Below are 25,313 nucleotides of genomic sequence, written 5' to 3' on the forward strand. Positions count from 1 at the left end.
CCGATCCGGGTCGGTGGGGATCACGCCACGTCCCAGACCGGCTCGGGTGTCTCCACCACCTCGTTGTCGCCCCGGAAGAGCACGAACCGGTCGAAGGTGCGGGTGAACCAGCGGTCGTGGGTCACCGCCACCACCGTCCCCTCGAACGCGGTCAGCCCGGCCTCCAGCGCCTCCGCCGAGGCCAGGTCGAGGTTGTCGGTGGGCTCGTCGAGCAGCAGCAGCGTCGCGCCGGACAGCTCCAGCAGCAGCACCAGGAAGCGCGCCTGCTGACCACCGGAGAGCGTGCCGAAGCGCTGGTCGCCCTGCCCGGCCAGCTCGTACCGGCTCAGCGCCGCCATCGCGGCGTGCCGGTCCATGCCGGTCCGGTGCTCGTCGCCCCGCCAGAGGATCTCGACGAGGGTCTTCGTCATCAGTTCCGGCCGGTCGTGGGTCTGCGAGAAGTGCCCGGGGCGCACGCGCGCGCCGAGCCGGGCCACCCCGTCGTGCACCACCGGCGCGAGCGCGGCAGCGCCGTCGACCGGTCCGTTGGCCGGGTCGGGGTCGGTGCCGCCCCGGGCGAGCAGCCGCAGGAAGTGCGACTTGCCCGTGCCGTTGGCCCCGAGCACCGCGACCCGGTCGCCGTACCAGATCTCCAGGTCGAACGGGAAGGTCAGGCCGTCGAGCTCCAGCTGCTCGCAGATCACCGCGCGCTTGCCGGTCCGCCCGCCGGTGAGCTGCATCCGGATGTCCTGGTCCTTCGGCGGTACGGGCGGCGGCCCGGCCTCCTCGAACTTGCGCAACCGGGTCTGCGCGGCCTGGTAGCGCGAGGCGAGCCCGTCGTTGTACGCGGCCTTCTGCTTGTACATCAGCATCAGCTCGCGCAGCTTCTGGTGCTCCTCGTCCCACCGCCTGCGCAGCTCGTCGAGGCGGGCGTGCCGGGCCAGCCGGGCGGAGTGCCAGCTCGCAAAGCCGCCCGGGTGCACCCAGGCGCTGCCGCCCTCCACGGCGACCACCCGGTCGGCGGTCTGGGCGAGCAGTTCCCGGTCGTGCGAGACGTAGAGCACCGACTTGGTCGACTCCCGCAGCCGCCCCTCCAGCCACCGTTTGCCGGGCACGTCGAGGAAGTTGTCCGGCTCGTCGAGGAGCAGCACCTCGTCGGGGCCGCGCAGCAGCAGTTCGAGGGCGAAGCGCTTCTGCTGGCCGCCGGAGAGGGTCCGGACGGGCCGTTCCCGGGCGCTCTCCCAGGGCAGGCCGAGCACGATGGTGGCGACCGTGTCGAAGAGCACCTCGGCGTCGTACCCGCCGACCTCGCCCCAGGCCGCGAGCGCGTCCGCGTACGCCAGCTGGGCCTTGCCGGCGGCGGTGCTGTACTTGCCGCGGACCTCGGCGGCGCGCATGGCCCCCTCGGTCTCGACCAGCCGGCGGCCGGCGTCGCGCAGCGCGGGCGGCGCCAGCGACAGGGCCAGGTCGGCCAGCGTCGACTCGTCGCCGATCATCCCGATGAACTGGCGCATCACGCCCAGCCCGCCGGCGCGCGCGATCGCGCCGGTCTTCACCGGCAGGTCGCCGGCGACCATCCGCAGCAACGTCGTCTTGCCCGCGCCGTTCGGCCCGACCAGGGCCACCTTGGCGCCCTCCCCGACCCGGAACGACACGTCGGAGAAGAGTTCCCGGCCGTCGGGAAGGATGTGCCCGACCGCTGCCACGTCCACGTATCCCACGCCGGCATCCTGCCCGAGCACCGCCGGGCGGCCCAACCAATTACCGGGTGACCCGCAGCACGCGGTAGCCCTTCTGGCTAGCGTGGCGCCCCACCTGCCAGCCCTGTTCGACCAGCCAGCGCTGCAACGAGTCCCCGCCGAGGTAGCGGGCCACCACCAGCCAGGCGACGCCGTCCGGGGCGAGGCGCGGCAGCCAGCGCAGCAGGATCGCGTGCAGTTCGTCCTTGCCGACGTGGATCGGGGGGTTGGACCAGATCTCGGCGAAGGTCAGCTCGGCGGGTACGTCGTCCGGCGCGGCGACGCGTACCCGGTCGGCCGCGCCGACCCGCGCGGCGTTGGCCGCGGTGAGCTCCCGGGCCCGTTCGTTGACGTCGACGGCCCACACGGTCGCCGTGGGGGCGGAATCCGCGAGTACGCAGGTGATCGGGCCGAAGCCGCAACCGAGGTCGAGCAGGGCGCCGGTGGTGTCGGTGGCCGGCAGGTCGGCCTTGCGCAGCAGCACGGCCGTGCCGGGGTCGAGGCGGGCGGCGGAGAAGACGCCGGCGGAGGATGCCAGGGTGTAGTCGCGGCCGGCGACGGAGAACTCGACCTCGCGCGGGTTGGCGGCGGTCGTGGGCTCAACGGTGAAGTAGTGTTCGCCGGTCACGCCGGCAATTCTCGCACCGCCGCCGGCCACGCCGTCGCGGACCCGACCCGGCCCGGCCCGGCGCCGGTGCCCAGCACGAGCCGAAACGACTCCGCCCACAATTTCCCATTATTCACACCTAAAGGGACAATGCCTCCTACTCTGGGCGGCATGGTGTATCGGTACGAGTCCGATGAGGACGCATTCATGGAGTACCCGGAGCCCGGGTCCGACGGGCCGGTGCTCGGTGCTGGTCCGCCTCCCCCCGCCGGCCCCTCCCCGTCCCGCTTCCCGACGCCGTCGCTGCCCCGCGCCAACCGGGTCGTGCTGCCCTCCGCCGCGCCGGAGCCGGTCCGCGCCGCGGTGCAGGTGTCGCCGCCGCCCGCCGCCGCGCCGGAGCCGGTCCACGCCGCGGCGCAGGTGTCGCCGCCGCCGTCCGCCCATGTGCGGGCGCCCGCCGAGGGGCAGTCGCCGGCCCGGCCGCCCGCGCCGGTCGAGGCCTATCCGCCGGTCGAGTCGGCCACGCCGGTCGAGCCGCCGCCGTCAGCCGAGCGGTCGCAGCGGGGTGGCGGCGGCAGGTGGTGGCAGGTCGTGGTCGGCGGCGCGGCCGTCCTCGCGCTGCTGGCGCTCTGCGGCCTCGGTGCCGCCGCCCTGCTGGCCGAGCGCAACGGGACGCCGCAGAACACGCCCACGTCCCAACCGGAGGCGGCCGAGTCCGCCGACGTCGGGGCGCAGCCGCTCGACTCGCGGGACACCGACCAGGCGCCGCTGACCGCCAAGGAGCTCTTCCCCGGCAAGCAGCTCGTCGTCGCGGACGGGGAGCCCGCCTACAAGGTGTTGAAGAGCCAGTCCAGCGCCGCCTGCGCGGTGGCGGCCACCGGTGAGGTCGCCGACCTGCTGGTCCGCCTCGGCTGCACCCAGGTGGTCCGGGCCACGCTGCGGACGCCCGACGGCGGCCACCTCGTCACCACCGGCCTGTTCAACCTGACCGACCGGGCCAACGCCGAACGCGCCCGGGACCGGATCCGGTTGCTGCTCGACGAGCGGGAGGGCCGGTTCCGGGGCATGGCGGCCGACGACGAGAGCGCGGCGATCGCCACCGCGCCGGCCCGCGTCGGCTGGCAGGTGCGCGGCCACTACCTCGCGTACGCGGTGGTCACCCGCAGCGACGGCGAGACGATCGGGTCCGGCGACACGAAGGCCCGGGAGATCCTCTTCGACATGATCGAGCTGCACCTCAATCGGGGCGTGCTGGAGCGCCGGGCGGACGGCGGCACGGCCGGCCAGCCGACCGACGAGGGCGCGAGCGACACCGGCAGGCAGGACGGGGGCGACTGACCGGGCCGCGGCGGCGAACGCGCGCAACGGGTACGTGGGCCACGGCCGCGTACCCGTTCCGCGTCCCGCCCCCGGCCACCTACGTCCGGAGCTCGACCCGGTGTGCCCGCAACAGGTCAAGCATCCGGTCGTGCGGGACCGCGTACTTGACCCGCCCCTTGACTCCGACGGTGGTGCGTGCCATGAACATCGAGTTCAGCAGTGCCTCCTCCGTGGCCTCCAGCACCGCCGCGAAGACCGGCTCCAGGTCGGACTCCGGCGCCGTCGGTGCCTGCGTGTCGGCGGTGGAGAACGCCAGGGCGTAGTCGCCGCTGCCGCCGGCGAAGTCCGAACCGACCCGCGCCATGGCGAAGATGGCCCGGCGGGCCACCCGACCCAGCTGCCGCGCGTCGAGGCGGCCGTCCGTGGCGACCACGATGACGCAGGAGTTTCCCGGTTGCTCCGGCCGGCCCGGCAGCGACAGGCTCGGCACTCCGACCTGCTCGGGCCGAATCGGCACCCCGCACACCTGTAGCAGACCGGAGAAGTTGGACTGCACCAGCACACCGACGGTGACGGCGCCACGGGAGGTCGTGGCGAGCCGCGAGGACGTGCCGATGCCGGCCTTGAAGCCGAGGGCCGCCGTGCCCGTACCGGCGCCGACGGCACCCTCCGCGGGCAGTCCGCCGCGGGCCTCCGCCAGCGCCGCGAGGACGTGCTGCTCCCGCACCGGCCGCGCCCGGATGTCGGACAGGAACCCGTCGTTGGTCTCCGCCACCACCGGGTTCAACGACTCGACCGTCTCCCGGCCCGGCTGCCCGAGCATGTACGTGACCAGCGCGTCCGCGGCCCGGAACGTCGACAGCGTCGCGGTCAGCACCACCGGCGTCTCGATCTCGCCCAGCTCGGCCACCTGGGTCGAGCCGACCATCTTGCCGTGCCCGTTGCCCACGAACAGCCCCGCCGGCAGCGACCGGTGGTCGGTCAGCTGGTCCGGGACGATCGCCGTCACCCCGCTGCGGATGCTGTCCCCGTCCACCAGCGTGGTGTGGCCCACCCGCACGCCGGGCACGTCGGTGACGGCGTTCAGCGGTCCCGTCGGCAGCGTCCCGACGACGATGCCGAGGTCCCGTCCACGGCGAGGTTCCTGCACGGCTTCCACTCCTTGACGCTCGACGATCTCTGCCGGGTGCCGGGAGGCCGGCCCCGGGCGGTCAGCCCTCCACGGGTACGCGCAGCTGCCGGGTCGCCTCGGCGCGGCGGGCGTACTCGGCCGGGTCATCGGGGTAGCCGACGGCGACCAGGGTCAGCCCGTGCGCCGGCGCCACGGTCACCTCGCTTGAGCGTTCCCGGCGGGCCAGCAGGCTGCCCGGCCACCCGGCCGGCCGGCGCCCGTCGCCGGCGACCAGCATGGCGCCGACGAGGCTGCGCACCATCGCCTGGCAGAACGCGTCGGCCTGCACGGTGGCCACGAGGATCCCGTCCGGGTCCCGCCGCCAGTCCAGCCGGGTCACCTCGCGCAGCGTGGTGGCGTTCTCCTTGCGCCGGCAGTACGCGGCGAAGTCGTGCTCCCCCACCAGCCCGGCGGCGGCGGCGTTCAACGCGGTCAGGTCCAGCGGCTTCGGCCAGGCCAGGATCTCGTGCCGGCGCAGCGGCTCGGCACCCCAGGTGGCGTCGGTGACCCGGTACTCGTAGCGGCGGAAGGTGGCCGAGAACCGGGCGTCGAAGTCGGCGGGCACCTCGGCCATCGCGCGTACCCGGACGTCGGTGGGGAGCAGCCGGGCCAGTCGGCGCAGCAGCCGTCCGTCGTGCTCCCGCCATACGGCGGCCGGCAGGTCGAGGTGGCAGACCTGCCCGGTGGCGTGCACCCCGGCGTCGGTGCGACCTGCCACGGTCAGGCCGGTCGCCGTACCCGCGCCGAGGACCAGGTCGAGGGTCTCCACGAGCACCCCGGCGACCGTGCGCCGGGTGGGCTGGGCGGCCCAGCCGGAGAAGCCCGACCCGTCGTACGCGACGTCCAGCCGCAGCCGGATGCGCTCGTCCACTCGTACCTCCGCCTCACGGGGTCGGGCCCGGCACCCCACGAGGGGTGCCGGGCCCGACGGTGGCCTGGATCAGGCCTTGTCGTTCTCGCCGGCCTCGTCGCTGTCCTCGCGGGCGGCGGCGGTGTCGCCGGACGCCGACACGGGTGCCTCGGCGTCCTGGTCGCCCGAGTTCGACTTCGGGGCCTCCTCGGCCGGGGCGAGCGCCTCGACCTTGTCCTGCTGCGCGGCCTTGCGGGCGGCGGTCTTCTTGTTCGCCTTCGGCTCGGCGACCTGAAGCTCCTCGACCAGCTCGATGATCGCCATCGGCGCGTTGTCACCCTTGCGCGGACCGGTCTTCACGATCCGGGTGTAGCCACCGTTGCGGGTGGCGAACCGGGGGGCGATCTGGTCGAACAGGGCGTAGACCACGTCCTTGTCCTTGACGACGCCCAGCACCCGCCGGCGGGACGCCAGGTCGCCGCGCTTGGCCTTGGTGATGAGCTGCTCGGCCAGCGGACGCAGCCGCCGGGCCTTCGTCTCGGTGGTCTTGATCTTGCCGTGCTGGAACAGCGCAGTGGCCAGGTTGGCCAGCATCAGCCGCTCGTGCGCGGGGCTGCCGCCGAGGCGGGGGCCCTTGGTGGGCGTGGGCATGCTTGGTGCTCCTCAGGTGTGGCGGCAGCGCGGACTAGAGCTGCTCGGTCTCGCGATAGTCGTCGGTGTCGTAGTCGGCCTCGCCGAAGGCGTCCACGACGTGCGCCGGGTCGAAGTTCGGGGCCGAGTCCTTCAGCCCCAGCCCCATCCCGGCGAGCTTCATCTTGACCTCGTCGATCGACTTCTGACCGAAGTTGCGGATGTCGAGGAGGTCGGCCTCGGTACGCCCGATGAGCTCACCAACGGAGTTGATGCCCTCGCGCTTGAGGCAGTTGTAGGAGCGGACGGTCAGGTCCAGCTCCTCGATCGGCAGCGCCAGGTCGGCCGCGAGCTGGGCGTCCTGCGGGGACGGCCCGATGTCGATGCCCTCGGCGGTCTCGTCCAGCTCCCGGGCCAGACCGAACAGCTCCACCAGCGTCGAGCCGGCGGAGGCCAGCGCGGTACGCGGGCCCATCGACGGCTTGGTCTCGACGTCGATGATCAGCCGGTCGAAGTCGGTCCGCTGCTCGACACGGGTCGCCTCGACGCGGTACGTCACCTTCAGCACCGGCGAGTAGATCGAGTCGACCGGGATCCGGCCGATCTCGGCGCCGGCCTGCTTGTTCTGCGCCGCCGTGACGTAGCCACGACCCCGCTCGACGGTCAGCTCCATGTCGAGCCGGCCCTTGCCGTTGAGGGTGGCGAGCTTCAGGTCCGGGTTGTGCACCGAGACGCCGGCCGGCGGCTGGATGTCGCCCGCCGTCACGTCGCCCGGGCCCTGCTTGCGCAGGTACATGCTGACCGGCTCGTCGTGCTCGGAGCTGACGCAGAGCTCCTTGATGTTCATGACGAGCTCGACCACGTCCTCCTTGACACCGGGGATCGTGGTGAACTCGTGCAGCACGCCGTCGATCTTGATCGAGGTGACCGCCGCACCCGGGATCGACGACAGCAGCGTGCGCCGCAGCGAGTTGCCCAGGGTGTACCCGAAGCCCGGCTCCAGCGGCTCGATGGTGAACCGGGACCGGGTCTCGTTGATCGACTCCTCGGAGAGAGTCGGTCGCTGGCTGATGAGCATGTCTTCTCTTCTCTTCCGGGGCGCCCGCCATATGACGCCCACGACAAACTGTTCCGGTGGCCCGCCCCGGAAGGGCGGGCCACCGCAACGAGCTCCGACTACTTGGAGTAGAGCTCGACGATCAGCTGCTCCTGGACCTGCGTGTCGATGACCTGGCGGGCCGGGAGCGAGTGCACGAGCACCTTCATCTGGCTGGGGATAGCCTCCAGCCACGCCGGAACCGACTTCGAGCCGGCCTCGGCCTGCGCCACGATGAACGGGGTGAGCTCCTTGCTCTTGCCCCGGACCTCGATGATGTCGTGCTCCTTGACGCGGAAGGACGGGATGTCGACCTTCTTGCCGTTCACGGTGAAGTGACCGTGCTTGACGAGCTGGCGGGCCATGTCCCGGGACTTGGCGTAGCCGGCCCGGTAGACCACGTTGTCCAGCCGCGACTCGAGGATCTGCAGGAGAACCTCACCGGTCTTGGCCTTCTTGCCCACGGCCTCTTCGTAGTAGCCGCGGAACTGCTTCTCCAGCACGCCGTACACGCGACGGGCCTTCTGCTTCTCACGGAGCTGGAGCAGGTACTCCGTCTCCTTCGTGCGGCCGCGGCCGTGCTGCCCGGGCGGGAACGGCCGGGACTCGAACGGGCACTTCGGGCCATCGCACTTGCTGCCCTTGAGGAACAGCTTCATCTTCTCCCGCCGGCAACGGCGGCAGTCAGCACCGGTGTAACGAGCCATCTCTCTCTAACCTCTCAGACCCGGCGACGCTTCGGCGGACGGCACCCGTTGTGCGGCTGCGGCGTGACGTCGGAGATCTGCCCGACCTCGAGCCCGGCTGCCTGCAGCGAACGGATGGCGGTCTCCCGGCCGGAGCCGGGTCCCTTGACGAACACGTCGACCTTGCGCATGCCGTGCTCCATCGCCCGGCGCGCGGCGGCCTCGGCGGCCAGCTGCGCGGCGAACGGGGTCGACTTGCGGGAGCCCTTGAAGCCCACCTGGCCCGAGGAGGCCCAGGAGATGACCGCACCAGTCGGGTCGGTGATCGACACGATGGTGTTGTTGAAGGTGCTCTTGATGTGCGCCTGCCCGTGGGCGACGTTCTTGCGTTCCTTGCGCCGGACCTTCTTGACGGCGGCTCCGGCACGAGCCTTCGGTGGCATAAGTCTGTGCGCTCCTAGTTACTTCTTGCCGGGCTTCTTCTTGCCGGCCACGGTCCGCTTCGGGCCCTTGCGGGTCCGCGCGTTGGTCTTGGTCCGCTGGCCACGCACGGGCAGGCCCCGGCGGTGCCGGATACCCGCGTAGCAGCCGATCTCGACCTTGCGGCGGATGTCAGCGGCGACCTCGCGGCGCAGGTCGCCTTCAACCTTGTAGTTGCCCTCGATGTGGTTACGGAGCTGGACCAGCTCCTCGTCCGTGAGGTCCCGGACGCGCTTGTCCGGCGAGATGCCGGTGGCAGAGAGCGTCTCCAGGGCCCGGGTGCGACCCACGCCGAAGATGTAGGTGAGCGCGATCTCCATCCGCTTCTCGCGGGGGAGGTCGACGCCGACTAGACGTGCCATGTGCGGGCGTACTCCTCGTGATGTTCTGGCGGAGGTGTGGACCCGTCCCACCCCGCTACCGACCGTTCCGCCACCGGCGTCGTGCGCCGGCGACCAGGTCGGTCGCTGCCCGAGCGGGCCCCGGCCTCCGACCGGGGGTCAACCGCGATGAGGTACGCGATGCGCACCGCCCGCGGCTGGGACGAGCATGTGATTCGGTGTCTGGATCTGCGGCCCGGACCGATTTCGACCGACCGTTGTCACACGGCCGGCCGGAACTGGTTCAGCCCTGGCGCTGCTTGTGGCGCGGGTCGGTGCAGATGACCATGACCCGGCCGTGCCGGCGAATGACCCGGCACTTGTTGCAGATCCTCTTGACGCTCGGCTTGACCTTCACGGTTGCCTTACTTCCCATCTGGCCCGACGACGCGCCGAGGCGCGACACCGGACGTCGAAGACGGACACGGGGACGTCCCGGCCGCCGTCAGGCTTACTTGTAGCGGTAGACGATGCGCCCGCGGGTCAGGTCGTACGGCGAGAGTTCGACGACGACCCGGTCCTCCGGCAGGATGCGGATGTAGTGCTGCCGCATCTTGCCGCTGATGTGAGCCAGCACCTTGTGGCCGTTCGCGAGCTCCACCCGGAACATGGCGTTCGGCAGGGGCTCGATGACCCGACCCTCGATCTCGATGGCTCCGTCTTTTTTCGGCATGTCCTCCGCTGTCCTGACGTCGGTTACTCCGGACGGCCCACAACGTCTTACACGGGCCACCGATCAAGATCAGATTGCCCGCGCCAGCCGCGGCTCCGGCTCCCACCGAAGCGCAGGGTGGGCATGCCGGAGTGGACGCTGTGCGCCGATCAGAAAGTGTACGCCCGCCTGCGGGCCGTCGCCAAACCGGCCGGGAATCGGTGCGTCGAACCGGACGGAACGGGCGATTCACACCTCGGCGTCGGCCTCGCCGGGTCGGCCTTCCCGCTGGGCCGGCGGCAGCTCCCGCACCGGGCTCCGGCTCCCCTCCTCGGCGGCAGCCAGCTCGCGCTTGCGCGCCCGCTTCGCCCGGCGGCGCTCGCGCCGTCGCTCCCGCTGCTCAGCCTGCCGCCGCGGCTCCCCGCCGACGAGGCCGGCGACCGTGCGCACCACGAGCACTGCTCCCCACGGCCCGGCCACCCAGACGGGCCAGAAGTAGAGCAGATCCGTGGAGAGCGCGGACGTCACCGCCCAGACGGTCACCGTGATCGCGACCACCCGCAGGTACGGCAGCCACACCTCGGCCAGCCACCGGGCCGTCACGGACGAGGTCGCCGACGACCGGACATCCTCCGCCGGCGACGGGGCGGCCTCCCGCCGCGTGGCGAGCTCCGACGCCGCCGGGGACGCCGGCGCCGGCAGGTCGACCACCAGCGCGTCCAGCTCGCCGTACGTGCGGGCGGCGTACGCCCGCTGCAACCGCTCGTCGTACTCGTGCAGGTCCAGCCGGCCCTCGTCGACGGCCACCCGCAGCCGCTCCGCCACCGCCTGGCGGTCGGCGTCGGCGGCCCGCATCCCGTCGCGTCCCTCCATGCCCGCAAGCATGCCACCGCTCCACCAGCCGCTGCCCCTCCCGCCGCTCCGAGCCTGAGGCGCAGGAGGGAACCCCGGCCGGCGGTCGGGGAGGCGGTGCGCCGGAGCCCCGACTCGTGCCGGTCCGGCATCGCGCAGCCGAGCCCCGCGACTTTGGCCCTCCGCGTGCGTCGCCGTCCGGGCCCTCGGTGTGCGTCGCCGTCCGGGCCTCGTGGGGCCGTCGCTGTCGAGGCTCTCGACGCGGTCGCCGTCCAGGCCCTTGGTGCGGCTGGCGCGCATCAGGGGGCGGGAGGACGGGACGCGGCGCCCGGCGGAGCGCTGCTGAGGGCTCAGCGAGCCGGCGAGCCCGCGGGCTGCCGGGAGGTGACCAGCTCGCCCAGGCGGGCGCGCCCGCCGTCCGGCGCGGTCAGCACCCAGACACCGTCCGGGAGCAGCGCCATCGTGTGTTCGACGTGCACCGCCATCGACCGGTCCCGGGTGATCACGGTCCAGCCGTCAGAGAGTTCGACCGTCCGGGGCGAGCCCATCGTGATCATCGGCTCGATGGCCAGCGCCATGCCCGGCACCAGACGCGGACCCTTGCCCGGCCGCCCGTGGTTGAGCACGTGCGGGTCCTGGTGCATCTCGGTGCCGATGCCGTGCCCGCCGTAGCCGTCGACGATGCCGTACCGCCCGCCCTTGCGAACCGCGTCCTCGACGGCGTGCGAGATGTCGGTGAGCCGGCCCTTGCCGCTGGCCGCGCCGCGGGCGCCTGCGGCGATGCCCGCCCACATGGCGTCCTCGGCCACCGCCGCCATCTTCAGCAGCGCCGGTTCGACCTCGCCCACCCCGACGGTGATGGCGGCGTCGCCGTGCCACCCGTCGAGCACCGCACCGCAGTCGATCGAGATCAGGTCGCCGTCGCGGAGCACCTGCTTCGCCGACGGGATGGCGTGCACGACCTGCTCGTTGACGGACGAGCAGATCGACGCGGGAAAGCCGTGGTAGCCCTTGAACGAGGGGACGGCACCGGCCTCGCGGATGGTCGACTCGGCGATGGCGTCCAGGTCGGCGGTGCTGACCCCGGGGGCGACCGCCTCCCGCATCCGACGCAGTGCCTCGGCGACCACCAGCCCGGCGGCCCGCATCTTCTCGATCTGGTCAGGGGTCTTCAGCTGGATGTCCAGCTGGGGACGACGCATGGAGCCGTTACCTTTCGTTGCAGATGCCGAAGAGCGGGGCACGTCAGGCGTACCCCGCTCTTCGCACTCTATCCGCCGGAGCCCGGCGGGACGTCAGCCGCCGTACGAGCGCAGGGCGTCGATGGCGCGGACGGTGACGTCCTCCACCGGGCCGGTGGCGTCGATGCCCACCAGCTTGCCCTGGGCGCCGTAGTAGTCGACAAGCGGCGCGGTCTTGTCCGCGTACTCGCGCAGGCGGGTGGCGATGGTCTCCGGCTTGTCGTCGTCGCGCTGGAACAGCTCGGCGCCGCACCGGTCGCAGATGCCGTCACGCGAGGTGGCGTCGAACTCGACGTGCCAGATCTTGCCGCAGCCCCGGCAGGTACGCCGGCCGGAGAGCCGCCGGATCACCTCGTCGTCGTCGACGACCAGCTCCAGCACCAGGTCCAGCGCGGTGCCCAGGTCGGCGAGGAGCTTGTCCAGCGCGGCGGCCTGCGGCGTCGTGCGCGGGAAGCCGTCGAGCAGGAAGCCCTCGGAGGCGTCCGGCTCGGCGAGCCGGTCCCGCACCATGTTGATGGTGACCTCGTCGGGCACCAGCTCGCCGGCGTCCATGTAGCGCTTCGCCTCGACGCCGAGCGGGGTGCCCTGCGAGACGTTCGACCGGAAGATGTCGCCGGTCGAGATCTTCGGGACCGAGAGGTGCGCGGCGATGAACTCGGCCTGCGTGCCCTTGCCCGCACCCGGCGGGCCAACCAGAACGAGTCTCATCTACCGCAGGAACCCTTCGTAGTTCCGCTGCATGAGTTGGCTCTCGATCTGCTTCGTGGTCTCCAGACCGACGCCGACCATGATCAGCACAGCGGTGCCGCCGAACGGGAAGTTCAGGTACTGCTGCTTGTCCAGCCAGATGAAGAAGAAGTTCGGCAGGATCGAGATGATGCCCAGGTAGAGGGCGCCCGGCAGCGTGATCCGACTGAGGATGAAGTCGAGGTAGTCGGCGGTCGGCTTGCCCGGGCGGATGCCCGGCACGAAGCCGCCGTACTTCTTCATGTTGTCCGCGACCTCGGTCGGGTTGAACGTGATCGAGACGTAGAAGTACGTGAAGAAGATGATCAGCAGGAAGTAGACCGCGATGTAGATCGGGCTGGTCGGGTCCACCAGGTTGTTCTGGATCCACGCCTGCGTCTTGCCCGGGTTGTTCTGGTCGAAGAACTGCAGCGCCAACTGGGGCAGGTAGAGCAGCGAGGAGCCGAAGATGACCGGGATGACACCCGCCTGGTTGACCTTCAGCGGGATGTAGGTCGAGGTGCCGCCGTACATCCGCCGGCCGATCATGCGCTTGGCGTACTGCACCGGGATCCGGCGCTGCGCCTGCTCGATGAAGGTGACCGCGGTGATGACCACCAGGACCAGCGCGATGACGAGGAGGAACTTGCCCCAGCCACCGGTCTGCTTGATCTGCCAGCCCTCGCTGGGGAGCCGGGCGGCGATCGAGGTGAAGATCAGGACGGACATGCCGTTGCCGACGCCCCGGTCGGTGATCAGCTCACCGAGCCACATCACCACGCCGGTGCCGGCGGTCATCGTCATGACCAGGAGGCTGAGGGTCAGCCAGTCCGGGATCCCGGTCCCCTCGGGGATGATCGGGAACTGGTCGCACTGGTTGTTGAACAGCTGCCCGGAGCGGGCCAGCGCCACGAACGCCGACGCCTGGAGGACACCCAGGCCCAGGGTCAGGTAGCGGGTGTACTGGGTGATCTTCGCCTGGCCGGACTGGCCCTCCTTGCGGAGCTGCTCCAGCCGGGGGATCACCACCGTCAGCAGCTGCAGGATGATCGACGCTGTGATGTAGGGCATGATGCCCAGCGCGAAGACCGAGAGCTGCAGCAGCGCGCCGCCGGAGAAGAGGTTGAGCAGGTTCATCACGCCCGTGGAGCCGTTCTCCATGGCGTCGATGCACTTCTGGACGTTGCCGTACGAGACACCCGGGCTGGGCAGCGTCGCCCCGAGCCGGTAGACCGCGATGATGCCTACTGTGAACAGCAGCTTCTTGCGCAGGTCAGGCGTACGGAACGCACTGAGAAAGGCGGACAGCAACTTCTTCCTCCTGCGCGAGGCGGGCCGCCGGTGATCCCTGGCGGGGCGGGTTGGGTGCCGGGCGAGTGCCCGATATCCATGGCTGGGAAGGGACTCTAACAGCCCGATCCCCGTCCGGGCAGATCTGCCCGGCTACATAAACCGAATCCGATGTTACCCGGCGCACACATGCCAGGCAGACCATGACGCCCGCCCAGTTGCGACAACTGAGCGGGCGCCGTGGATCGTGCAGCCCTTACAGCTCGGTGACGGAGCCACCGGCGGCGGTGATCTTCTCCTTGGCCGACGCGCTGAACGCGTGCGCCGACACCTGGAGAGCGACCCCGCCCAGGTCCCCGGTGCCGAGGACCTTGACCGGGTGGCCCTTGCGGACCGCGCCGGCCTCGACCAGCTCGAGCGGGCCGACCTGGCCGCCGTTCGGGAACAGCTCGGCGAGCCGATCCAGGTTGACCACCTGGAAGACCACCTTGAACTTGTTCTTGAAGCCCTTCATCTTCGGCAGGCGCATGTGGATGGGCATCTGCCCACCCTCGAACGCCGCCGAGATGTTCTTACGGGCCTTGGAACCCTTGGTACCGCGACCGGCGGTCTTGCCCTTGGAGCCCTCACCGCGACCCACGCGGGTCTTCGCGGTCTTGGCACCGGGCGCCGGGCGCAGGTGGTGGACCTTGATCGTCATTACTCGACCTCCTCGACCTTCACGAGGTGGTTGACCGTGAAGATCATGCCGCGGATCTCCGGACGGTCCTCCTTGACCACCACGTCGTTGATCCGCTTGAGACCGAGCGAACGCAGCGAGTCACGCTGGTTCTGCTTGGTCCCGATCCCGGACCGGACCTGGGTGACCTTCAGGCGAGCCATCAGGAAGCCACCCCCGCCCGCGACGCCAGCATGGCGGCCGGCGCGACGTCCTCGACCGGCAGGCCACGACGGGCGGCGACGGCCTCGGGGGACTCGAGCCCCTTCAGCGCCGCCACGGTGGCGTGCACGATGTTGATCGGGTTCGACGAACCGAGGCTCTTGGAGAGCACGTCGTGGATACCCGCGCACTCCAGCACGGCACGCACCGGGCCACCGGCGATGACGCCCGTACCGGCGGACGCCGGCTTGAGCAGCACCACACCGGCCGCGGCCTCACCCGTCACCGGGTGCGGGATCGACGCGGCGATCCGCGGCACCTTGAAGAAGTGCTTCTTGGCCTCCTCGACGCCCTTGGCGATCGCCGCGGGCACCTCCTTGGCCTTTCCGTAGCCCACACCGACGGTGCCGTCGCCGTCGCCCACGATCACCAGGGCGGTGAAGCTGAAGCGACGACCGCCCTTCACGACCTTGGCGACGCGGTTGATCGCGACGACCCGCTCGAGGTGCGGGGTCTTCTCGACGGGCGCGTTTCCGCGGCCGCCCTCACGGCGGTTGTCGCGGCGACCACCCTCGTTGCCACCGGACCCGCCGCCACGGCGCTGTTGACCTGGCATCAGCAGCCTTCCTTCTCTCTCGTGACGGGGTTTCTAGAACTCGAGCCCGGCTTCGCGGGCGGCGTCGGCAAGCGCGGCGACCCGCCCCGCGTACCGGTTGCCACCGCGGTCGAAGACGACCTTGGAGACGCCGGCGGCCTTGGCGCGCTCGGCGAGCAGGGCACCGACCTTGCCGGCCAGGGCGCTCTTGTCGCCCTCCGTGCCGCGCAGCGAGGCGTCCAGGGTCGAGGCCGACGCCAGGGTGTGACCCTTGGTGTCGTCCACGATCTGGGCCACGATGTGCCGCAGGGAACGGGTGACCACGAGGCGGGGACGCTCGGCGGTGCCGCTGACGTTCTTGCGGACCCGGAAGTGCCGGCGCGCACGCCCGACGGCACGCTTGGCGGCGACGCCGCGGCGGCGCTTGAGCAGCGTGGCGCTCACTTCTTACCTGCCTTTCCAGCCTTGCGGCGGATGACCTCGCCCTGGTACTTCACGCCCTTGCCCTTGTAGGGCTCCGGCGGGCGGATCTTCCGGATGTTGGCGGCAACCTCACCGACGAGCTGCTTGTCGATGCCGGCCACGTGGAACAGCGTCGGCCTCTCCACCGTGAAGGTGATGCCGGCGGGCGCCGCCACGTGCACCGGGTGCGAGAACCCGAGCGCGAACTCGAGGTCCTGGCCCTTGGCGGTCACGCGGTAACCGGTGCCGGCGATCTCCAGGCTCTTGCGGTAGCCCTCGGTGACGCCGACGATCATGTTGGCGACCAGGGTACGGCTGAGGCCGTGCAGTTCCTTGGCCTTGCGCTCGTCGTTCGGGCGGTTGACGTTCAGCTGCCCGTCCTCGGCCCGGTCGATCGTGATCGGCTCGGCCAAGGTGTGCGAGAGCTCGCCCTTCGGGCCCTTGACCTTGACGGTCTGCCCGTCGATCGTGATGTCGACGCCGGTCGGCACCGGGATCGACTTACGTCCAATACGCGACATTTCTACCTGTCTCCCGTTACCAGACGAAGGCGAGGACTTCCCCGCCAACGCTCCGCTTGCGGGCCTGCCGGTCGGTGAGCAGCCCCTGGGACGTCGAAATGATCGCCACGCCCAGCCCGCCGAGCACCCGCGGGAGCCCGTCCGACTTGGCGTAAACCCGCAGACCGGGCTTGGACACTCGCTTGATGCCGGCCAGGCTCCGCTCCCGGTTCTGGCCGTACTTCAGCTCGACGACCAGTCGCTTGCCGACGGCGCCCTCCTCGGGCTCCTCGACCGACCAGGTGGCGATGTAGCCCTCGGCCTTGAGGACCTCGGCGATGTTCGCCTTGATCTTCGAGTAGGGCATCGTCACCTGGTCGTGGTACGCCTGGTTGGCGTTACGCAGACGCGTGAGCATGTCTGCGATCGGGTCGGTCATCGTCATGGATTTCGTCAGCCTTTCTCGCCGGGGTTCCCGAGGCGATGCACGCCGGGCCTACGGCGAAGAGCAATACGTGATCGGTGCAAGGGGTCCCGGCCCGAAGGCCGGGACGCGGTCGCCCTTACCAGGAAGCCTTGGACACGCCCGGCAACTCACCGCGGTGGGCCATCTCCCGGATGCAGACCCGGCAGAGACCGAACTTGCGGTAGACCGCCTTGGGACGCCCGCACCGCTGGCAGCGGGTGTACGCGCGAACCGAGAACTTCGGCTTCGCGGCCGCCTTGATGATCAGCGCCTTCTTGGCCATCTCAGTTCTCCTTGAACGGGAAGCCCAGGAGCTTGAGCAGCGCCCGGCCCTCGTCGTCGGTCGTGGCGGTCGTGACCACCGTGATGTCCATGCCCCGCTGCCGATCGATCTTGTCCTGGTCGATCTCGTGGAACACCGACTGCTCGGTCAGACCGAACGTGTAGTTGCCGTGCCCGTCGAGCTTGCGCCCGTCCAGGCCGCGGAAGTCGCGGATACGCGGCAGCGCGATCGAGAGCAGCCGGTCCAGGAACTCCCACATCCGGTCGCCGCGGAGGGTCACCTTCGCGCCGATCGGCATGCCCTCGCGGAGCTTGAACTGCGCGATGGACTTGGTCGCCCGCCGCACCTGCGGCTTCTGGCCGGTGATGGTGGCCAGGTCCCGGACGGCGCCGTCGATCAGCTTGGCGTCCCGGGCGGCCTCGCCGACACCCATGTTGACGACGATCTTGACGAGCCGCGGCACCTGCATCGGGTTGCCGAACTGGTGCTGCTCCTGCAGCTGCGCCACGATCTCGTTGCGGTACCGCTCCTTGAGGCGCGGCATGGTCTTGGTTTCGGTAGCCGTGGTCATCACAGGTCCTTACCGGTGCTACGCGCGATGCGGACCTTCTGGCCGTTGTCGTCGATCCGGTAACCGACGCGGGTCGGCTTGCCGTCGGAGTCCAGGACCTGCACGTTCGAGACGTGGATCGGGGCCTCCTGGGTGACGATGCCACCGGTCTTGGCGCCACGCTGGGTGGTGCTGATGCGGGTGTGCTTCTTGACCCGGTTCACGCCCTCGACCAGGACCTTGTCCTGCCGCGGGTAGGCCGCGATGACCTTACCCTTGGCACCCTTGTCCTTGCCGGCGATGACGACGACCGTGTCGCCCTTCTTGACCTTCACGGTCACAACACCTCCGGCGCGAGAGAGATGATCTTCATGAACCGCTTGTCCCGCAGCTCCCGGCCCACCGGGCCGAAGATGCGGGTACCGCGCGGGTCCCCGCCGTCCTTGATGATGACGGCGGCGTTCTCGTCGAAGCGGATGTACGAACCGTCCGGCCGCCGCCTCTCCTTGGCGGTGCGAACGACGACGGCCTTGACGACGTCGCCCTTCTTCACACCGGCACCCGGGATCGCGTCCTTGACGGTGGCCACGATGACGTCGCCGATACTCGCGTAGCGCCGACCGGAGCCACCGAGAACCCGGATGCACAGGATCTCCCGGGCACCCGTGTTGTCGGCGACGCGCAGTCGCGACTCCTGCTGAATCACGTCTATCTCCTATGTCTGCCGGTTCTCCGGCCGCGCATGGCGGCCGGAGCCTGGCGGAACCCGCGCCCGACTGACGCCGGGCGAGCTCGAGCCTTCGCTACTTGGCCTTTTCCAGGATCTCCACGAGCCGCCACCGCTTCGTGGCGGACAGCGGCCGGGTCTCCATGATCATGACCCGGTCGCCGATGCCTGCGGTGTTCTGCTCGTCGTGCACCTTCAACTTGCGCGTACGACGCATGATCTTGCCGTACAGCGCGTGCTTGACCCGGTCCTCGACCTCGACGACGACGGTCTTTTCCATCTTGTCGCTGACCACGAGGCCCTCACGCACCTTGCGGCGGGCCCGCGCGGCGGCGGTGGTGGTGTTCTCGCTCATGATGCAGTCACCTCAGTCGGCGCGGCCGAGAGACCCAGCTCGCGCTCACGCATGATCGTGTAGATCCGGGCGATCTCCCGACGGATGACCTGCAACCGCCGGTTGTTGTCCAGCTGGCCGGTCGCGGCCTGCACGCGGAGGTTGAACAGCTCCGCCTTGGCCTCGCGCAGCTTCGTGACCAGCTCCTCCTCGGAGAGCTCACGCAGCTCGGAGGCCTTAACGCCCGCTGCCATCAGGATTCACCCACTTCGCGCGTAACAATGCGGCACTTCATCGGGAGCTTGTGGATCGCGCGACGCATCGCCTCTCGCGCGATCTGCTCGTTGGGGAAGGACATCTCGAAGAGAACCCGCCCCGGCTTGACGTTGGCGACCCACCACTCGGGCGAGCCCTTACCGGAACCCATCCGGGTCTCGGCCGGCTTCTTGGTGAGAGCCTGGTCCGGGAAGATCGTGATCCAGACCTTGCCACCACGCTTGATGTGGCGGGTCATCGCGATACGCGCCGACTCGATCTGGCGGTTCGTCACGTACGCCGGCTCGAGAGCCTGGATCCCGAACTCGCCGAACACCACCCGGTTACCACCCTTGGACGCGCCACTGCGGTCCGGGTGGTGCGGCTTGCGGAAGCCCTTCGGGGGCTTGCGCGGCATCAGCATCTGTCAGCCCTCCTGCTGCGTTTCTGCCGCGGCGGCGACGGCGGCGGGATCCACCGCGTCCCCACTCGGCGTCTCGGCCTGCTGCGCGATGGTCGTCGCGGCGGCGGCCCGGCCGGCCTCGGTACCGCCGGCGGTCGTGCCGGACGAGCCGGACCGGCCACGGCGCGGCCGCTCGGGGCGGTCGCCACGGTCACGGCGCGGACGCGACGGCGCCTCGGCCGGAGTCTCCCGACCCGGCACCGCGTCGCCCTTGTAGATCCAGACCTTCACGCCGATCCGGCCGAAGCTCGTACGGGCCTCGAAGAAGCCGTACTCGATGTTGGCCCGCAGCGTGTGCAGCGGAACCCGGCCCTCGCGGTAGAACTCGGTCCGGCTCATCTCGGCGCCGCCGAGACGACCCGAGACCTGGACCCGGATGCCCTTGCAGACCGGGTTCTTCATCGCGGACTGCATGGCCTTGCGCATCGCCCGACGGAAGCTGACCCGGCTGGAGAGCTGCTCGGCCACACCCTGTGCGACGAGCTGCGCGTCCGACTCGGGGTTCTTCACCTCGATGATGTTCAGCTGGACCTGCTTGCCGGTCAGCTTCTCGAGCTCGCCGCGGATCCGGTCGGCCTCCGCACCCTTACGGCCGATGACGATGCCCGGCCGGGCGGTGTGGATGTCGACGCGGACCCGGTCCCGGGTGCGCTCGATGTCGACCTTGGAGATGCCGGCGCGCTCGAGGCCCTTGGACATCATGCGGCGGATCTTGACGTCCTCGCCGATGTAGTCCTTGTAGAGCTTGTCCGCGAACCAGCGGGACTTCCAGTCGGTCGAGATGCCGAGCCGGAACCCGTGCGGGTGAACCTTCTGACCCATTACTCGGCGCCCTCCGTCTTGCTCTGCGTCTCGGCCGGCTCCGCCTGCTTCGCGGGGGCCGCCTTCTTCGCGGCCGCCTTCTTCGGCGCGGCCGGCGCCACCGCCTCCACCGCGACGGTGATGTGGCAGGTGCGCTTGCGGATCCGGTACGCCCGGCCCTGCGCCCGCGGCTGGAACCGCTTCATGGTCGGGCCCTCGTCCACGAACGCCTCGCTGACGAGCAGCGCGTCGGGGTCCAGCCGCTCGTTGTTCTCCGCGTTGGCGATCGCGCTCGCGAGCACCTTGTACACCTGCTCGCTCGCAGCCTGCGGCGCGAACTGCAGCACCGTGAGCGCCTCCTTCGCGGGCAGGCCGCGGACGAGGTTGACCACCCGGCGCGCCTTCATCGGCGAGATGCGCACGTGCCGCGCAACCGCCCGCGCGCCCGGAAGCACCGGAGCGTCGCCCTTTCCTGGCATCGCTGTAACCCCTTGTTCCTCTATCCGTATGCCCGCGGCGTCAGCGCCGACGGCTCTTCCGGTCGTCCTTCTCGTGACCCTTGAACGTGCGGGTCAGCGCGAACTCGCCGAGCTTGTGCCCGACCATCGCCTCAGTCACGAACACCGGGACGTGCTTGCGTCCGTCGTGCACGGCGATCGTGTGGCCCAGCATCTCGGGGATGATCGTCGAGCGCCGCGACCAGGTCTTGATGACGTTCTTCGAGCCCTTGTCGTTCTGCGTCTCCACCTTCTTGAGCAGGTGGTCGTCGATGAACGGGCCCTTCTTCAGGCTGCGAGGCATGTCTTATCTCCCTCAGCCGCGCTTACGCGTGGCGTAGCGGCGGCGGACGATCAGCCGGTCACTCGGCTGGCCCTTACGACGGGTGCGGCCCTCGGGCTTACCCTGCGGGTTGACCGGGTGGCGACCACCGGAGGTCTTACCCTCACCACCACCGTGCGGGTGGTCGACCGGGTTCATGGCGACACCACGGACGGTCGGGCGCTTGCCCTTCCACCGCATCCGGCCGGCCTTGCCCCAGTTGATGTTCGACTGGTCGGCGTTGCCGATCTCACCGATGCTGGCGCGGCAGCGGACGTCGACCCGCCGGATCTCGCCGGACGGCATGCGCAGGGTCGCGTACACACCCTCACGGCCGAGCAGCTGGATACCGACGCCGGCCGAGCGGGCCAGCTTGGCACCGCCGCCCGGACGCAGCTCCACGCTGTGGATCGTGGTACCGACCGGGATGTTGCGCAGCGGCAGGTTGTTGCCCGGCTTGATGTCGGCGCCCGGACCCGACTCGACGCGGTCGCCCTGCTTCAGGTCCTTCGGCGCGAGGATGTAGCGCTTCTCGCCGTCGGCGTAGTGCAGCAGCGCGATGCGCGCGGTGCGGTTCGGGTCGTACTCGATGTGGGCGACCTTCGCCGGCACGCCGTCCTTGTCGACCCGCTTGAAGTCGATCAGACGGTACTGGCGCTTGTGGCCGCCACCGTGGTGCCGCGCGGTGATCCGGCCGTGGGCGTTACGCCCACCCTTCTTCGGCAGCGGAGCCAGCAGCGACTTCTCAGGCGTCGACCGGGTGATCTCAGCGAAGTCGGCGACGCTGGAGCCACGCCGGCCCGGCGTCGTCGGCTTGTACTTACGGATAGCCATTGTCTACACCCCTCAGCTGACCGGGCCGCCGAAGGCCTCGATACGGTCACCGTCAGCCAGCTTCACGATCGCCCGCTTGGTGGCCTTACGCTGCCCGAAACCGGTCTTGGTCCGCTTGCGCTTGCCCTGGCGGTTGAGCGTGTTGACCGTCAGGACGCGGACGTCGAAGATCTGCTGGATCGCGATCTTGATCTCGGTCTTGTTCGCGTCCGGGTGCACCAGGAAGGTGTACCAGTTGCGGTTCAGCTCGCTGTAGCTCTTCTCCGAGACGACCGGCGCCACGATGATGTCGCGCGGGTCGGCGATCGTGCTCACTTGCCACCCTCCTCGGTGGTCTCGGCGGGAACACCCAGGAACTCGTCCAGGGCGTCCTTGGTGAAGACCACGTCGTCGGCCACCAGCACGTCGTACGTGTTGAGCTGGCCGGCCTCGATCAGGTGCACCCGCGGCTCGTTGCGCAGCGACACCCAGTTCAGCTCGTCGGTGCTGCTCAGCACGACCAGGACCCGACGGGCCTCGGTCAGCTTCGCCAGCGTGGCCAGGGCGGCCTTGGTCGACGGCTTCTCGCCCGAGACGAACGCCTCGACGACGTGCACCTGTCCGGCGCGGGCCCGGTCGGAGAGGGCGCCACGCAGGGCGGCGGCCTTCATCTTCTTCGGGGTCCGCTGGCTGTAGTCGCGCGGCACGGGGCCGTGCACGACGCCACCGCCGGCGAACTGCGGCGCGCGGATCGAGCCCTGCCGGGCGCGACCGGTGCCCTTCTGCTTGTACGGCTTCTTGCCGCCGCCGGCGACCTCGCCGCGGGTCTTGACCTTGTGCGTGCCCTGCCGGGCCGCCGCGAGCTGGGCCACCACGACCTGGTGCATCAGCGCGACGTTGGCCTGGACGTCGAAGATGTCGGCGGGCAGCTCGACGGAGCCGCTCTTGGAGCCTTCGACGGTGAGGACGTCAACGGTGGTCACTTGGCCGCACCGCCCTTCTTCGCCTTGGTCTTGGCCGCGGTACGGACCAGGACCAGCGCGCCCTTGGGGCCGGGAATGGCGCCACGGACGAGCAGGAGGTTGTTCTCGGTGTCGACCGCCTGGACGGTCAGGTTCTGCACGGTGTAGCGCACGCCACCCATGCGGCCGGCCATCCGGGTGCCCTTGAAGACACGACCCGGGGTGGCGCAGGCGCCGATGGAGCCGGGCGAGCGGTGCTTGCGCTCGACACCGTGGCTGGCGCGCAGACCGTGGAAGCCGTGCCGCTTCATCGGGCCGGCGTAGCCCTTGCCCTTGGTCTTGCCGGTCACGTCGATGGAGACGCCGGCCGGGAACTCCTCGACCGTGATCTCCTGGCCGAGCGAGTAGTCCGCGGCGTCGGCGGTGCGCAGCTCGACGATGTGGCGGCGCGGCGCGACGTCGGCCTTCGCGTAGTGCCCGCTGATCGGCTTCTTGACCTTGCGCGGGTCGATCGTGCCGTACGCGAGCTGGACCGCGGAGTAACCGTCCTTCTCGGCGCTACGAACCTGGCTGATGACGCACGGGCCGGCCTCGACCACGGTCACCGGGACAACACGGTTGTTGTCCCAGACCTGGGTCATGCCGAGCTTGGCGCCCAGGATCCCCTTGACTTGCCTGTCCATTTGTCCGGTCCCTACAGCTTGATCTCGATGTCGACGCCAGCCGGCAGGTCGAGGCGCATGAGCGAGTCGACCGTCTTCGGGGTCGGGTCGATGATGTCGATCAGCCGCTTGTGCGTGCGCATCTCGAAGTGCTCGCGCGAGTCCTTGTACTTGTGCGGCGAGCGGATAACGCAGAAACGGTTGATCTCCGTGGGCAGCGGCACCGGGCCCGCGACCTGCGCCCCGGTACGCGTCACCGTCTCGACGATCTTCCGAGCCGAGGAGTCGACGACCTCGTGGTCATAGGCCTTGAGCCGGATGCGGATCTTCTGTCCCGCCATGGTGGCTTCTGTTCCTTCTCTCGATGCCGCTGTGTTGCGGGCGCCTGTACCGGCTGGCACAGGCCCACTTCGCCGACCCCCGCGGTCGGGCGTGTCGCGCCCTCGGGCCAGGCTCCGCCCCGGGACTCCGGAGCGACTCTGACCGCGCGGTGGGTCAAGGCGTCGATCGCACTACCGCGACCTGAACGCCGTGCGAGGGTGGTTGGCGGACGGGCCGCCAACCACCCTACGCTCGACTGCTCTGCCACCCGGAGGTTCAGCGAAAGCCGAACACAGGCAGCGAACTGTCGTTACGCAACCTGACTAGTATGCCGCACGACCGGCGGCGGGTCTAATCGGGGTTACCTAGCTCACTTGATGATCTTGGTGACGAACCCGGCGCCGACGGTGCGGCCACCCTCGCGGATCGCGAACTTGAGGTTCTCCTCCATGGCGATGGGCTGGATCAGCTTCACCGTCATGGTGGTGTTGTCACCCGGCATGACCATCTCGGTGCCCTCGGGGAGGGTGACGACACCGGTGACGTCCGTGGTCCGGAAGTAGAACTGCGGACGGTAGTTCTGGAAGAACGGGGTGTGGCGGCCACCCTCCTCCTTGGAGAGGATGTAGACCGTCGCCTCGAACTCCGTGTGCGGGGTCGTGGTGCCCGGCTTGATGACGACCATGCCGCGCTCGACGTCCTCGCGCTTGATGCCACGCAGCAGCAGGCCGACGTTCTCGCCCGCGCGGGCCTCGTCGAGCAGCTTGCGGAACATCTCGATGCCGGTGCAGGTGGTCTTCATCGACTTCTCGCGGATGCCGACGATCTCCACCTCCTCGTTCGGCTTGAGCACGCCACGCTCGGCGCGGCCGGTGACGACCGTGCCACGACCGGTGATCGTGAAGACGTCCTCGATGGGCATGAGGAACGGCTTCTCGGTCTCGCGCTCCGGCTGCGGGATCGCGGTGTCGACCGCGGTCATCAGGTCCAGCAGCTTGCCGGTCCACTCGGGGTCACCCTCGAGGGCCTTCAGCGCGGAGACCCGCACGACCGGCAGGTCGTCGCCCGGGTAGTCCTGGTTCGACAGCAGCTCACGAACCTCGAGCTCGACGAGCTCCAGGAGCTCCTCGTCGTCGACCATGTCGCTCTTGTTGAGCGCCACGACGATGTACGGCACGCCGACCTGGCGGGCCAGCAGCACGTGCTCGCGGGTCTGCGGCATCGGGCCGTCGGTCGCCGCGACCACCAGGATCGCGCCGTCCATCTGGGCGGCACCGGTGATCATGTTCTTGATGTAGTCGGCGTGACCGGGGCAGTCGACGTGCGCGTAGTGCCGCGCCTCGGTCTGGTACTCGACGTGCGCGATGGAGATCGTGATGCCGCGGGCCTTCTCCTCCGGCGCCTTGTCGATCTCGTCGAACGGCGTGTACGGGTTCAGGTCCGGGTACTGGTCGTGCAGGACCTTGGTGATGGCCGCCGTCAGCGTCGTCTTACCGTGGTCGATGTGACCAATGGTGCCGATGTTGACGTGCGGCTTAGTCCGCTCGAACTTCGCCTTCGCCACTGGGTCCTCCTGTGGACTTCTTGGTTCGTACGCCCGGCGCGCCGGTCGGCGCTTAGGACTCTGTCGACAGCCTTTCCGGCCTGACGGCCGGAGAGCTTTGGTGGGTTCTGCGGCGATGAAGCCTACAGGCCCGGTCTCACGCGTTCCGACCGAGGTG

The 25,313-nt window shown here is 70.0% G+C and carries 38 protein-coding genes; 1 reads left to right on the forward strand and 37 read right to left on the reverse strand.

The window, feature by feature from the left end:
• Nucleotides 1-20 precede the first annotated feature (20 nt).
• Both AC0OO9_RS10750 and AC0OO9_RS10755 read right to left on the reverse strand, forming a co-directional pair.
• Nucleotides 21-1,700: an ATP-binding cassette domain-containing protein gene (locus tag AC0OO9_RS10750; RefSeq protein ID WP_132230915.1), complete on the reverse strand. Its 1,680-nt coding sequence runs from the start codon at nucleotides 1,698-1,700 to the stop codon at nucleotides 21-23.
• Between the two features lie 40 nt (nucleotides 1,701-1,740).
• Nucleotides 1,741-2,346 (reverse strand): class I SAM-dependent methyltransferase, encoded by a 606-nt coding sequence (locus tag AC0OO9_RS10755; RefSeq protein ID WP_484517147.1) that lies wholly within the window; start codon nucleotides 2,344-2,346, stop codon nucleotides 1,741-1,743.
• Between the two features lie 150 nt (nucleotides 2,347-2,496).
• On the opposite strand from AC0OO9_RS10755, the gene AC0OO9_RS10760 reads away from it, so the two are divergent.
• Nucleotides 2,497-3,663, forward strand: a complete 1,167-nt coding sequence (locus tag AC0OO9_RS10760; RefSeq protein WP_484517148.1) for a hypothetical protein — start codon at nucleotides 2,497-2,499, stop codon at nucleotides 3,661-3,663.
• 79 nt (nucleotides 3,664-3,742) lie between these two features.
• On the opposite strand, the gene AC0OO9_RS10765 is transcribed toward AC0OO9_RS10760, so the two are convergent.
• The 35 genes from AC0OO9_RS10765 to tuf all read right to left on the reverse strand — a co-directional run bounded on the left by AC0OO9_RS10765 (nucleotide 3,743) and on the right by tuf (nucleotide 25,156).
• Nucleotides 3,743-4,795 (reverse strand): P1 family peptidase, encoded by a 1,053-nt coding sequence (locus tag AC0OO9_RS10765; RefSeq protein ID WP_484517149.1) that lies wholly within the window; start codon nucleotides 4,793-4,795, stop codon nucleotides 3,743-3,745.
• Nucleotides 4,796-4,856: 61 nt separating this feature from the next.
• A complete protein-coding gene (truA, locus tag AC0OO9_RS10770; RefSeq protein WP_484517150.1) occupies nucleotides 4,857-5,687 on the reverse strand; it encodes a tRNA pseudouridine(38-40) synthase TruA in 831 nt (276 codons plus the stop codon).
• A gap of 69 nt (nucleotides 5,688-5,756) precedes the next feature.
• Complete coding sequence (gene rplQ, locus AC0OO9_RS10775; RefSeq protein ID WP_132230911.1) at nucleotides 5,757-6,317, reverse strand: 50S ribosomal protein L17; 561 nt, start codon at nucleotides 6,315-6,317, stop codon at nucleotides 5,757-5,759.
• A 34-nt stretch (nucleotides 6,318-6,351) separates the two neighbouring features.
• Complete coding sequence (locus tag AC0OO9_RS10780) at nucleotides 6,352-7,374, reverse strand: DNA-directed RNA polymerase subunit alpha (RefSeq protein WP_013735931.1); 1,023 nt, start codon at nucleotides 7,372-7,374, stop codon at nucleotides 6,352-6,354.
• A gap of 98 nt (nucleotides 7,375-7,472) precedes the next feature.
• Nucleotides 7,473-8,099 carry a 30S ribosomal protein S4 gene (gene rpsD, locus AC0OO9_RS10785; protein ID WP_132230910.1) on the reverse strand — a complete coding sequence of 209 codons (627 nt, stop codon included), beginning with the start codon at nucleotides 8,097-8,099 and terminating at the stop codon, nucleotides 7,473-7,475.
• Between the two features lie 14 nt (nucleotides 8,100-8,113).
• Nucleotides 8,114-8,521, reverse strand: coding sequence for a 30S ribosomal protein S11 (gene rpsK, locus AC0OO9_RS10790; RefSeq protein WP_014440747.1), 408 nt, complete (start codon nucleotides 8,519-8,521; stop codon nucleotides 8,114-8,116).
• Between the two features lie 18 nt (nucleotides 8,522-8,539).
• Nucleotides 8,540-8,920, reverse strand: coding sequence for a 30S ribosomal protein S13 (gene rpsM / locus AC0OO9_RS10795; protein WP_088998365.1), 381 nt, complete (start codon nucleotides 8,918-8,920; stop codon nucleotides 8,540-8,542).
• A 262-nt stretch (nucleotides 8,921-9,182) separates the two neighbouring features.
• Nucleotides 9,183-9,296, reverse strand: a complete 114-nt coding sequence (gene rpmJ / locus AC0OO9_RS10800; protein WP_012184307.1) for a 50S ribosomal protein L36 — start codon at nucleotides 9,294-9,296, stop codon at nucleotides 9,183-9,185.
• 93 nt (nucleotides 9,297-9,389) lie between these two features.
• Nucleotides 9,390-9,611, reverse strand: coding sequence for a translation initiation factor IF-1 (gene infA, locus AC0OO9_RS10805; protein ID WP_007073013.1), 222 nt, complete (start codon nucleotides 9,609-9,611; stop codon nucleotides 9,390-9,392).
• 228 nt (nucleotides 9,612-9,839) lie between these two features.
• Nucleotides 9,840-10,463, reverse strand: a complete 624-nt coding sequence (locus tag AC0OO9_RS10810) for a DUF1707 SHOCT-like domain-containing protein (RefSeq protein WP_484517151.1) — start codon at nucleotides 10,461-10,463, stop codon at nucleotides 9,840-9,842.
• Nucleotides 10,464-10,792: 329 nt separating this feature from the next.
• On the reverse strand, nucleotides 10,793-11,644 hold the full coding sequence (map, locus tag AC0OO9_RS10815) for a type I methionyl aminopeptidase (RefSeq protein WP_484517152.1): 852 nt from the start codon (nucleotides 11,642-11,644) through the stop codon (nucleotides 10,793-10,795).
• 93 nt (nucleotides 11,645-11,737) lie between these two features.
• Entirely contained in the window at nucleotides 11,738-12,391 is a 654-nt protein-coding gene (locus AC0OO9_RS10820) for an adenylate kinase (protein WP_151453332.1), read from the reverse strand.
• Entirely contained in the window at nucleotides 12,392-13,720 is a 1,329-nt protein-coding gene (secY, locus tag AC0OO9_RS10825; RefSeq protein WP_132230908.1) for a preprotein translocase subunit SecY, read from the reverse strand.
• 235 nt (nucleotides 13,721-13,955) lie between these two features.
• On the reverse strand, nucleotides 13,956-14,399 hold the full coding sequence (gene rplO, locus AC0OO9_RS10830; protein WP_121399885.1) for a 50S ribosomal protein L15: 444 nt from the start codon (nucleotides 14,397-14,399) through the stop codon (nucleotides 13,956-13,958).
• Nucleotides 14,399-14,581 (reverse strand): 50S ribosomal protein L30, encoded by a 183-nt coding sequence (gene rpmD / locus AC0OO9_RS10835; protein ID WP_074314584.1) that lies wholly within the window; start codon nucleotides 14,579-14,581, stop codon nucleotides 14,399-14,401. The genes rplO and rpmD overlap by 1 nt, the downstream gene beginning before the upstream one ends.
• A complete protein-coding gene (rpsE, locus tag AC0OO9_RS10840; protein WP_132230907.1) occupies nucleotides 14,581-15,195 on the reverse strand; it encodes a 30S ribosomal protein S5 in 615 nt (204 codons plus the stop codon). The genes rpmD and rpsE overlap by 1 nt, the downstream gene beginning before the upstream one ends.
• A 33-nt stretch (nucleotides 15,196-15,228) precedes the next feature.
• Entirely contained in the window at nucleotides 15,229-15,618 is a 390-nt protein-coding gene (gene rplR / locus AC0OO9_RS10845; protein ID WP_088998360.1) for a 50S ribosomal protein L18, read from the reverse strand.
• Entirely contained in the window at nucleotides 15,615-16,157 is a 543-nt protein-coding gene (gene rplF / locus AC0OO9_RS10850) for a 50S ribosomal protein L6 (protein ID WP_311410826.1), read from the reverse strand. The genes rplR and rplF overlap by 4 nt, the downstream gene beginning before the upstream one ends.
• Nucleotides 16,158-16,173: 16 nt before the next feature.
• Entirely contained in the window at nucleotides 16,174-16,581 is a 408-nt protein-coding gene (gene rpsH, locus AC0OO9_RS10855; RefSeq protein ID WP_073828943.1) for a 30S ribosomal protein S8, read from the reverse strand.
• A gap of 118 nt (nucleotides 16,582-16,699) precedes the next feature.
• Nucleotides 16,700-16,885: a type Z 30S ribosomal protein S14 gene (locus AC0OO9_RS10860; protein WP_007465272.1), complete on the reverse strand. Its 186-nt coding sequence runs from the start codon at nucleotides 16,883-16,885 to the stop codon at nucleotides 16,700-16,702.
• A 1-nt stretch (nucleotide 16,886) separates the two neighbouring features.
• On the reverse strand, nucleotides 16,887-17,456 hold the full coding sequence (rplE, locus tag AC0OO9_RS10865) for a 50S ribosomal protein L5 (protein ID WP_132230905.1): 570 nt from the start codon (nucleotides 17,454-17,456) through the stop codon (nucleotides 16,887-16,889).
• Nucleotides 17,456-17,776, reverse strand: a complete 321-nt coding sequence (gene rplX, locus AC0OO9_RS10870) for a 50S ribosomal protein L24 (protein ID WP_007465276.1) — start codon at nucleotides 17,774-17,776, stop codon at nucleotides 17,456-17,458. Before rplX ends, rplE begins: the two co-directional genes overlap by 1 nt.
• Nucleotides 17,773-18,141, reverse strand: a complete 369-nt coding sequence (gene rplN, locus AC0OO9_RS10875) for a 50S ribosomal protein L14 (RefSeq protein WP_007465279.1) — start codon at nucleotides 18,139-18,141, stop codon at nucleotides 17,773-17,775. Before rplN ends, rplX begins: the two co-directional genes overlap by 4 nt.
• Nucleotides 18,142-18,238: 97 nt before the next feature.
• The gene (gene rpsQ / locus AC0OO9_RS10880) at nucleotides 18,239-18,517 is read right to left on the reverse strand and encodes a 30S ribosomal protein S17 (protein WP_210832540.1); all 279 of its coding nucleotides are present in this window, start codon (nucleotides 18,515-18,517) and stop codon (nucleotides 18,239-18,241) included.
• Nucleotides 18,514-18,750, reverse strand: coding sequence for a 50S ribosomal protein L29 (gene rpmC / locus AC0OO9_RS10885; protein WP_007073028.1), 237 nt, complete (start codon nucleotides 18,748-18,750; stop codon nucleotides 18,514-18,516). The genes rpsQ and rpmC overlap by 4 nt, the downstream gene beginning before the upstream one ends.
• On the reverse strand, nucleotides 18,750-19,175 hold the full coding sequence (gene rplP, locus AC0OO9_RS10890; protein ID WP_007465292.1) for a 50S ribosomal protein L16: 426 nt from the start codon (nucleotides 19,173-19,175) through the stop codon (nucleotides 18,750-18,752). The genes rpmC and rplP overlap by 1 nt, the downstream gene beginning before the upstream one ends.
• Before the next feature lie 3 nt (nucleotides 19,176-19,178).
• A complete protein-coding gene (gene rpsC, locus AC0OO9_RS10895; protein WP_088998355.1) occupies nucleotides 19,179-20,036 on the reverse strand; it encodes a 30S ribosomal protein S3 in 858 nt (285 codons plus the stop codon).
• On the reverse strand, nucleotides 20,036-20,494 hold the full coding sequence (gene rplV / locus AC0OO9_RS10900) for a 50S ribosomal protein L22 (protein WP_132230903.1): 459 nt from the start codon (nucleotides 20,492-20,494) through the stop codon (nucleotides 20,036-20,038). Before rplV ends, rpsC begins: the two co-directional genes overlap by 1 nt.
• 40 nt (nucleotides 20,495-20,534) lie before the next feature.
• Complete coding sequence (gene rpsS, locus AC0OO9_RS10905) at nucleotides 20,535-20,816, reverse strand: 30S ribosomal protein S19 (protein ID WP_088647003.1); 282 nt, start codon at nucleotides 20,814-20,816, stop codon at nucleotides 20,535-20,537.
• A gap of 12 nt (nucleotides 20,817-20,828) precedes the next feature.
• Entirely contained in the window at nucleotides 20,829-21,668 is an 840-nt protein-coding gene (gene rplB, locus AC0OO9_RS10910; RefSeq protein WP_484517153.1) for a 50S ribosomal protein L2, read from the reverse strand.
• 12 nt (nucleotides 21,669-21,680) lie between these two features.
• On the reverse strand, nucleotides 21,681-21,983 hold the full coding sequence (gene rplW / locus AC0OO9_RS10915) for a 50S ribosomal protein L23 (RefSeq protein WP_088998352.1): 303 nt from the start codon (nucleotides 21,981-21,983) through the stop codon (nucleotides 21,681-21,683).
• Nucleotides 21,980-22,630 (reverse strand): 50S ribosomal protein L4, encoded by a 651-nt coding sequence (gene rplD / locus AC0OO9_RS10920; protein ID WP_101412800.1) that lies wholly within the window; start codon nucleotides 22,628-22,630, stop codon nucleotides 21,980-21,982. Before rplD ends, rplW begins: the two co-directional genes overlap by 4 nt.
• Nucleotides 22,627-23,292 carry a 50S ribosomal protein L3 gene (gene rplC / locus AC0OO9_RS10925; RefSeq protein ID WP_121399890.1) on the reverse strand — a complete coding sequence of 222 codons (666 nt, stop codon included), beginning with the start codon at nucleotides 23,290-23,292 and terminating at the stop codon, nucleotides 22,627-22,629. Before rplC ends, rplD begins: the two co-directional genes overlap by 4 nt.
• An 11-nt stretch (nucleotides 23,293-23,303) precedes the next feature.
• Nucleotides 23,304-23,612, reverse strand: a complete 309-nt coding sequence (gene rpsJ / locus AC0OO9_RS10930) for a 30S ribosomal protein S10 (RefSeq protein ID WP_007073037.1) — start codon at nucleotides 23,610-23,612, stop codon at nucleotides 23,304-23,306.
• Nucleotides 23,613-23,962: 350 nt separating this feature from the next.
• Nucleotides 23,963-25,156 carry an elongation factor Tu gene (gene tuf, locus AC0OO9_RS10935; RefSeq protein WP_088998349.1) on the reverse strand — a complete coding sequence of 398 codons (1,194 nt, stop codon included), beginning with the start codon at nucleotides 25,154-25,156 and terminating at the stop codon, nucleotides 23,963-23,965.
• Between the last annotated feature and the right edge of the window lie 157 nt (nucleotides 25,157-25,313).

This window comes from Micromonospora sp. USAFONa4, assembly GCF_057197825.1.